The following is a 7,098-nucleotide window of genomic DNA, read 5'->3' as shown; positions in this document are numbered from 1 at the left end:
TTGCTAATGATAAAGTAATGTGTGTTCCTTTTTTCAACTGCAATTGTTTTTTCCCCGACGCAACAAGAAACGGCGTGAAAACTGAAATCACACTCCCCAATCATAAACAAAGGTTGTTTGCTGGTTATTGCTCCTCTTCAAAGACCAGTAAACACGATTATAGACAAGGTCTATCACCCCTTGCATCTCATCAAGGGCAAGCTTATCAAAATTGCTGAACACCGTTCGGTCAACCTTTTCAAAGCCGATCGGAAAAAGCTGTCCATCCGAACCAATCTGATAAAAACCACCATCACCAGCAAAAAAGGCATCACTACCAAAACAGGCAATCGCTCCAGAACTCCTTGCTCCACGTTTGTCATGGATCTTTTGAAAAAGACAAGATATTGATTTAAAATGATAATTTACTGTTTTGCATATTGAATAAGAGTCCCGAATATTGTAAGATTCTCTCATCTCAAATCATTTCATTTTGAATCAATCAAAACCATCTCCTTGCACATCACAAGTGGGATTATCGTGTGGATAAAAAACCATTTAGAAAGGAGTAAAAATGCCTCTTATGAATCGTCTTAATGCAAGAGCTGTCGCAACATTGGGGGCTGGCAAATATAATGATGGTGCCAGCTTGCTCCTTCATAAGCTTAAAGATGGTGGTGCTCAATGGATTTATCATTATACCATACACGGGCGGCGTTGTGAGATGGGCTTGGGTGCTAAGAAATTTCTCTTTTTAAAAAAGCCCGTGAATTGACAACTCAATGGCGTTCTGTTCTTCGTGAGGGGCGTGACCCCATTAAAGAACGTGAAAAACAAAAGCGTGAGGCAATGCGTAACCTCCACTACTTAAAAGACATTGCTGTGGATGCTTTTGAAAGTCGTAAAGCTGAATTAAAAAATGATGGTAAAGATGGTGTATGGTTTTTACCTTTAAAACTTCATATTCTCCCCCAATTAGGCTGTCTACCGGTTTCAGAGATTACACAAACCGATATACGCAATACCCTTGCCCCCATTTTGCATACAAAAGCTGCAACAGCTAACACAGCACTGATACGTCTCAATCTCTGTCTCAAACATGCTGCTGCATTGGGATTGGATGTTGATTTACAGGCAGCAGAAAAAGCACGCGCTTTGTTAGGTAAACAACGCCATAAAACGCAAAATTTACCAGCAATGGATTGGAAAGATATACCAGCTTTTTATCAAACACTTTGCAAAACACCAACCATGACACAACTAGCTTTACGTCTGCTTATTCTTACAGGTGTTCGTACAAATCCTTTGCGTCATATTAATAAAGATCAGATTGATGGGAATATATGGACCATCCCTGCTGAGAATATGAAAGGAAGGCATGATACCACAACAGAATTTCGCGTGCCTTTATCATCAGAGGCATTGGAAATTTTGAAACAAGCGCGCCTTCTTTCTCGCAATGATTTCTTTTTTAATGCATGTCAAACTACATGAAAAGAATTGGACTTGATACCTACCCTCATGGATTTCGGTCTAGTTTACGCGATTGGCTAGCAGAAACAACCGATGCCCCTTTTGAGGTAGCAGAAACCATTCTAGGTCATAAGGCCAGTGGTAAAGTAGAGCGTGCCTACCGTCGTACTGACTATCTAGAACAACGCCGTGTTTTTATGGATAAATGGACGGCTTATGTCACGGAGCAATCTTAAAAGATGGGGGCTTGTACCCCATCTTTCCTTCATTATCTGTGGATAACTTTTTCTCCCTTTTTTCTCAATTCATCTCAATAAGACTCATAAAGTTTCAAATAAGAAAATACATCATAAAACACTGTTTTTTATGAATAAAATTACTTTCTAATGATTCCAAAATATGGTTAATAAATAGTTATTGATTTGTTTCTGTTTTTTAGAATGAAAGGATAAGTTATGACTGAAAATGATGTTCTTCTTACAGACCGTGAAAGTGCAAAATTATTGCATATAAGTGTTTCAACATTCCGCCGTCATGTCACCAATGGATCTTTACCAAAGCCTTTAAAATTTGGTTTTTTATCGCGTTGATTACAATCGGATTTGATGGATGTAATTGAAAAAGCAAAAATGCAACGTCAAAGTGACGCGGCATAAAAAAACCTTGTCACATAAGAATTGACAAGGCTTTCTTAAGCTTATCAACCTGAAGCTTGGTATGGTGAAAATTCAAGGCATTCTCTGCTAAAACAAGACTTAAGGCTTGCATTCAAGTTGTTCTGGATGCTTTTTACAATAAGGGCTATTTAAGCGCTTCTTGACACTGCGCCTTGGGATCACAGCGCCTGGACGACAAATCGGTAAGTTTTCGGCTTTATGATTCTCGCACCAAGTCCCCCCCCCCACTTTATCACGGAAACCAGCTTGAATCATACAAGCTTCTATAGTTGCTATTGCATTGTAGCTGAGCTTTCTGCTTTCTGGATCGGTATCATAAGGAGTTGGCATACCACATTCTAATAATGCTTTTCCTACCTCAGTAAAATCTGCACCAGGCTTCTCCCACGTAGCTATCTCTCCTAGAGGAGGTTTGTTAAATTGACATCCGGCTATACTAAACAAAGTTACAGTACTTAATAATTTAAAGATTTGTTTCATTTTTTGCTCCTTAAAGGGACTTTTACTCGATTAGATGAACCATAAAACTTTTGGCATTTGTAACTCGCATCTCCAAGACAAGTATGAACATTTATAGGATCTGAGAACATTTTCCATGTTTCTTTCCACCAGTTACTACCAGCAGGTGCCTTGGAGAAAGTAGCAGGGTTGCCACCAATCACCCCGCCAACAAAGTCATATTTATGATTTTCCAAACCAACAGTGGTTTGTTTGCCATCACTCACATAAGTTAAAAGAGCGGATGCAACTAAAGCATTAAAGGCTGATCCATAGAAATTGATATTCGTATTGTCAGCTATCCCGTGCACTCCTTTTTGTTTGAAAGAATACAGCATATTCCCCAATGTCATGCCACCGCGGCTATGGCCGTAAAGTTCTAACCCCGTGTTGCCATAGCCATTCATCAGATTCTGTGCTTCTTGTGTTGAATTGGTCAAACCCCAAAAGTTATTTTCCATAAACTTCTGATAGCCTGCAACCATCAGCTCTGATATTGCTGAGTCAGCTTCGGGGAAAACAACAAAATAAAGCGGTTCATTTTGATTTTTAGCATGTTGTTCTGCATAAACAGCTGCCTCCTCTGGTGGTGTAAAGATGCCATTGAACGAAACATGGACCTTGCCATCAGAACCAGCTTGCAAGTGTTCCTTTTCCTCAGCTGTTAAATAATGCGATTGAGGAAACAATCCCGCCATTCCAAGCGGAAAGTACGGATAGCGGAGTGTTGCTCATCACAAGCAAGACTTAAGGCTGGCATTTGCGACTGTTTTTATACTGTTTACAAAAAGGGCTATTTAAGCGTTTCTCAACACTTCTTTGCGGAATGACAGCGCCTGGACGACAAATCGGGAGGTTTTCCTCTTTAAAAGTATAACACCATCCCCCCCATTTATCTTTATAGCGGAATCCTGCTTGGATCATGCAAGCATAAATTGTTGCTTTTGCATTAATGCTTACCTTTCTATTTTCTGAATCTTCATCATAAGGGGTTGGCATTCCACATTCTAATAAGGCTTTTCCTACCTCTGTAAAGTCTGCTCCAGGCTTCTCCCACATACTCAAGTACGCTGGAGCAGGTTTATCAATGTTTTCAATATCACATCCAGTGATATTTAATAGAATGAGCAAGCTCAATAATTTTAAGATTTGTTTCATTTTTTATTCCCTGTTCTAGTCGAATGAACTTTTTTAAAAGTAAATGATCCATAGCGTCTTGTACACACATCACGCGCATTACCATAACAATTATGGGTACTAGGATCGTGACCTGCTAGCGCTCCCTCTATCTCTCTCATTGGAATTGCTGGTGGGTATAATACATAGGGGAACTTCAAGGGTACCTTATAAGCGGTAGGTGGGTTGTGACCAAATCCTATACCAATGGGATCAAATAGATGGTTTTGTAAATAAACATGATCTTTCTTGCCATCACTTACATAATTTAGCGTATTTGCCATAGCTTGAGCATTATAAGCTGGTCCAAAAAGATAGATATCTGTTTTTTTTGCTATACCGTGGATGCCATGCTGTTCAAAGTCATGCAATCCATTGCCCACTGTCAAGCTACCCCGGCTATGCGCATTAACACGAGCCTTGTCATTGCCATAACGATAGATAAAATCCTGGAACTTCTTGCTCGAATTGCTCCATCCCCCAAAATACTCATAAATCGCTACCCCCAACTCTACGAGCTTGTCTTCAGCTTGGGGGAAGACTGTAAAATAAAGAGGATTTTGCTCATCACAAGCAAGACTTAAGGCTGACATTTGCGACTGTTTTTATACTGTTTACAAAAAGGGCTATTTAAGCGCTTCTTGACACTGCGCCTTGGGATCACAGCGCCTGGACGACAAATCGGTAGGTTTTCCTCTTTAAAAGTATAACACCATCCCCCCTGCCTCCACACCTCTTCATCTTTATAGCGAAAACCAGCTTGAAGCATGCAAGCATAAATTGTTGCTTTAGCGTTGATGCTCTGCTTTCTGTTTTCTGGATCAATATCATAAGGAGTTGGCTTTCCGCATTCTAACAATGCTTTTGCTACCTCAGTAAAATCTGCACCAGGCTTCTCCCACGCATTCAAAGATGATGTAGAAGGTGTACCTAAGTAACATCCAGCTATACTCAATAGCCATATTCCACCACTCAATAATTTTAGAGTTTGTTTCATTTTTTACTCCATGATTTACTTGAAGGAACTTGTTCTAAATGGGATGAGCCATAGCGCGCTGTACACACATCATCCGCACTCCCCAAACAAGTATGAGCGTTGCGAGGATCTGAGAACATTTTCCATGTTTCTTTCCACCAGTTATCAGCAGGCGCTGTCCCATAGGTATAGCCATTGCCACCAATCCATCTGCTTACAAAGTCGTATCTATACCCATCGATGCCAACAGTGGTTTGTTTGCCATCACTCACATAAGTTAAAAGAGCGGATGCAACTAAAGCATTAAAGGCTGATCCATAGAAATTGATATTCGTATTGTCAGCTATCCCGTGCACTCCTTTTTGTTTGAAAGAATACAGCATATTCCCCAATGTCATGCCACCACGGCTATGGCCGTAAAGTTCTAACCCCGTGTTGCCATAGCCATTCATCAGATTCTGTGCTTCTTGTGTTGAATTGGTCAATCCAAAAAAGTTTACCTTCCAGAAACTTCTGATAAGCCGCTATCCCGAACTCTACCTCCCAGTCTTTAGCTTGGAGGAAGACTGTAAAATAAAGGGATTTTGCTCATCACCAGCTGCAAGACTTAAGGCTTGCATTCAAGTTGTTCTGGATGCTTTTTACAATAAGGGCTATTTAAGCGTCTCTCAACACTTCTTTGAGGCATCACTGCACCAGGACGACAAATGGGAAGGTTATCGGCTTTATGATTCTCACACCAACCTTGTATTGTAAAGCTAGGGCGAAAACCTGATTGCGCCATACACATTTCAATACTGGCGAATTGATTCAAATCTAGCGCCACAACCTTATCAAAATCCGGTACTCCACATTCTAAAAGTATTTTCTTTCTCCATAATTCTGGTGAAAGTGAGGTAATTGAGTTAACACACCCAGCTGTGCTTAAAAACGCTAAACCGCTCAATAGTTTTAAGATTTTTTTCATTCTTCCCCTCCTTCAATGGGTTTCTTTGATGTTGAGAGTGCCATCCGCATTCAAAGAAGAGCCTTGATGTTCAAAACTCTCTTCATTTTGCGTTTTTCCCTCACTCCCGTATACCGACACAAAGCCCTTGCCTGATCCTACACCGAAACCCGTTTCATGCTCCTGTGAATGGCTGCTATGATGATCTGTCATATCATCAATCATCACATGTTCCGCTGTTACATGAATATCTTCATTTGCAAACATATGAGAAGCAGTGATTGTGATCTCTTTGTCTGATTGCGTGATAATATTTGCCCTCTAGTCAGGTTCACCTGTTAAGATGAGTGTAGTATTGCTGATAGTGAGATTGAGGAAACAATCCCGCCATTCCAAGCAAAGGCAAGGATGGCGGAGTGTTGATCAACCAGCTGCAAGACTTAAGGATAGCATTCATATTGTTCTGGATGCTTTTTACAAAAAGGGCTATTTAAGCGCTTTTTGACACTGCGCCTTGGGATCACAGCGCCTGGACGACAAATCGGTAAGTTTTCCTCTTTAAAATTCTCACACCATCCTCCCCCCCATTTATCTTTATAGTGGAATCCTGATTGAATCATACAGCCATGAATTGTTTCTATTGCATTGATACTAAGCTTTCTGTTTTCTGGATCGACATCATAAGGAGTTGGCATGCCACATTCTAATAATGCTTTTCCTACCTCAGTAAAGTCTGCTCCTGGCTTCTCCCACATACTTAGATACCCCGGAGGAGGTTTATCAATGTTACACCCAGCGATAGTTAACAGCATGATCCCACTCAATAATTTTAAGGTTTGTTTCATTTTTTCCTCCCTGATTTATTTGAATATATTTTTTGGCGGTGCTTATAAGAATTTCCATAAGCACGCCTACATGCTAGATCCGCATTTCCATAACAAGCGTGGACACTAGGATAAGTCGTAAATATTTTCCATGTTTCTTTCCACCAGTTACTACCAGCAAGTACCTTGGAGAAAGTAGCAGGGTTGCCACCAATCACCCCGCCAACAAAGTCATATTTATGATTTTCCAAATTTACATAATCCTGCTTGCCATCACTTACATAATTTAGCGTATTTGCCATATCTTGAGCATTATAAGCTGGTCCAAAAAGATTGATAGTTGTATTGTCAGCTATCCCGTGCACTCCTTTTTGTTTGAAAGAATACAGCATATTCCCCAATGTCATGCCACCACGGCTATGGCCGTAAAGTTCTAACCCCGTGTTGCCATAGCCATTCATCAGATTCTGTGCTTCTTGTGTTGAATTGGTCAATCCAAAAAAGTTTACCTTCCAGAAACTTCTGATAAGCCGCTATCCCGAACTCTAC

Annotated in this window: 9 protein-coding genes and 4 pseudogenes; 2 read left to right on the top strand and 11 right to left on the bottom strand. The window is 40.5% G+C overall.

Translation table 11 applies throughout. From position 1 onward, the window contains the following. Positions 1-90: 90 nt before the first annotated feature. Positions 91-375, bottom strand: a pseudogene (locus MCQ_RS06585) (hypothetical protein); the annotation flags it as partial. A 178-nt stretch (positions 376-553) separates the two neighbouring features. Between MCQ_RS06585 and MCQ_RS09685 the strand changes: the two are divergent. Further along, positions 554-1,688 (top strand): annotated as a pseudogene (locus tag MCQ_RS09685) (tyrosine-type recombinase/integrase). 219 nt (positions 1,689-1,907) lie between these two features. Next, positions 1,908-2,108 (top strand): annotated as a pseudogene (locus MCQ_RS06570) (helix-turn-helix transcriptional regulator). A 99-nt stretch (positions 2,109-2,207) separates the two neighbouring features. On the opposite strand, the gene MCQ_RS06565 reads toward MCQ_RS06570, so the two are convergent. The 10 genes and pseudogenes from MCQ_RS06565 to MCQ_RS06520 all read right to left on the bottom strand — a co-directional run bounded on the left by MCQ_RS06565 (position 2,208) and on the right by MCQ_RS06520 (position 7,043). Beyond that, complete coding sequence (locus MCQ_RS06565) at positions 2,208-2,609, bottom strand: hypothetical protein (RefSeq protein WP_006924326.1); 402 nt, start codon at positions 2,607-2,609, stop codon at positions 2,208-2,210. Then, positions 2,606-3,325 (bottom strand): hypothetical protein, encoded by a 720-nt coding sequence (locus MCQ_RS06560; protein ID WP_006924325.1) that lies wholly within the window; start codon positions 3,323-3,325, stop codon positions 2,606-2,608. The genes MCQ_RS06565 and MCQ_RS06560 overlap by 4 nt, the downstream gene beginning before the upstream one ends. Positions 3,326-3,374: 49 nt before the next feature. Beyond that, complete coding sequence (locus MCQ_RS06555) at positions 3,375-3,785, bottom strand: hypothetical protein (protein ID WP_006924324.1); 411 nt, start codon at positions 3,783-3,785, stop codon at positions 3,375-3,377. Next, on the bottom strand, positions 3,782-4,396 hold the full coding sequence (locus tag MCQ_RS06550) for a hypothetical protein (protein ID WP_006924323.1): 615 nt from the start codon (positions 4,394-4,396) through the stop codon (positions 3,782-3,784). The genes MCQ_RS06555 and MCQ_RS06550 overlap by 4 nt, the downstream gene beginning before the upstream one ends. Further along, complete coding sequence (locus tag MCQ_RS06545; protein WP_006924322.1) at positions 4,384-4,800, bottom strand: hypothetical protein; 417 nt, start codon at positions 4,798-4,800, stop codon at positions 4,384-4,386. The genes MCQ_RS06550 and MCQ_RS06545 overlap by 13 nt, the downstream gene beginning before the upstream one ends. Continuing rightward, positions 4,797-5,264, bottom strand: coding sequence for a hypothetical protein (locus MCQ_RS06540; protein ID WP_244595366.1), 468 nt, complete (start codon positions 5,262-5,264; stop codon positions 4,797-4,799). Before MCQ_RS06540 ends, MCQ_RS06545 begins: the two co-directional genes overlap by 4 nt. 122 nt (positions 5,265-5,386) lie before the next feature. Next, positions 5,387-5,746, bottom strand: coding sequence for a hypothetical protein (locus tag MCQ_RS06535; RefSeq protein WP_006924320.1), 360 nt, complete (start codon positions 5,744-5,746; stop codon positions 5,387-5,389). Positions 5,747-5,773: 27 nt separating this feature from the next. Then, a pseudogene (locus MCQ_RS06530) lies at positions 5,774-6,028 on the bottom strand (hemagglutinin repeat-containing protein); the annotation flags it as partial. Positions 6,029-6,165: 137 nt separating this feature from the next. Beyond that, on the bottom strand, positions 6,166-6,570 hold the full coding sequence (locus MCQ_RS06525) for a hypothetical protein (RefSeq protein ID WP_006924318.1): 405 nt from the start codon (positions 6,568-6,570) through the stop codon (positions 6,166-6,168). Next, positions 6,567-7,043 carry a hypothetical protein gene (locus MCQ_RS06520; RefSeq protein WP_181461095.1) on the bottom strand — a complete coding sequence of 159 codons (477 nt, stop codon included), beginning with the start codon at positions 7,041-7,043 and terminating at the stop codon, positions 6,567-6,569. The genes MCQ_RS06525 and MCQ_RS06520 overlap by 4 nt, the downstream gene beginning before the upstream one ends. Positions 7,044-7,098 lie beyond the last annotated feature (55 nt).

The organism is Candidatus Bartonella washoeensis Sb944nv (assembly GCF_000278135.1).
GTDB lineage: Bacteria > Pseudomonadota > Alphaproteobacteria > Rhizobiales > Rhizobiaceae > Bartonella > Bartonella washoeensis.
This window is presented reverse-complemented; position numbering and strand designations above follow the sequence as displayed.

Excerpts from the sequence above, each read along its gene's own strand:
- MCQ_RS06565 (WP_006924326.1), bottom strand. The coding sequence starts at position 2,609 with ATGAAACAAATCTTTAAATTATTAAGTACTGTAACTTTGTTTAGTATA.
- MCQ_RS06560 (WP_006924325.1), bottom strand. The coding sequence starts at position 3,325 with ATGGCGGGATTGTTTCCTCAATCGCATTATTTAACAGCTGAGGAAAAG.
- MCQ_RS06555 (WP_006924324.1), bottom strand. The coding sequence starts at position 3,785 with ATGAAACAAATCTTAAAATTATTGAGCTTGCTCATTCTATTAAATATC.
- MCQ_RS06550 (WP_006924323.1), bottom strand. The coding sequence starts at position 4,396 with ATGTCAGCCTTAAGTCTTGCTTGTGATGAGCAAAATCCTCTTTATTTT.
- MCQ_RS06545 (WP_006924322.1), bottom strand. The coding sequence starts at position 4,800 with ATGAAACAAACTCTAAAATTATTGAGTGGTGGAATATGGCTATTGAGT.
- MCQ_RS06535 (WP_006924320.1), bottom strand. The coding sequence starts at position 5,746 with ATGAAAAAAATCTTAAAACTATTGAGCGGTTTAGCGTTTTTAAGCACA.
- MCQ_RS06525 (WP_006924318.1), bottom strand. The coding sequence starts at position 6,570 with ATGAAACAAACCTTAAAATTATTGAGTGGGATCATGCTGTTAACTATC.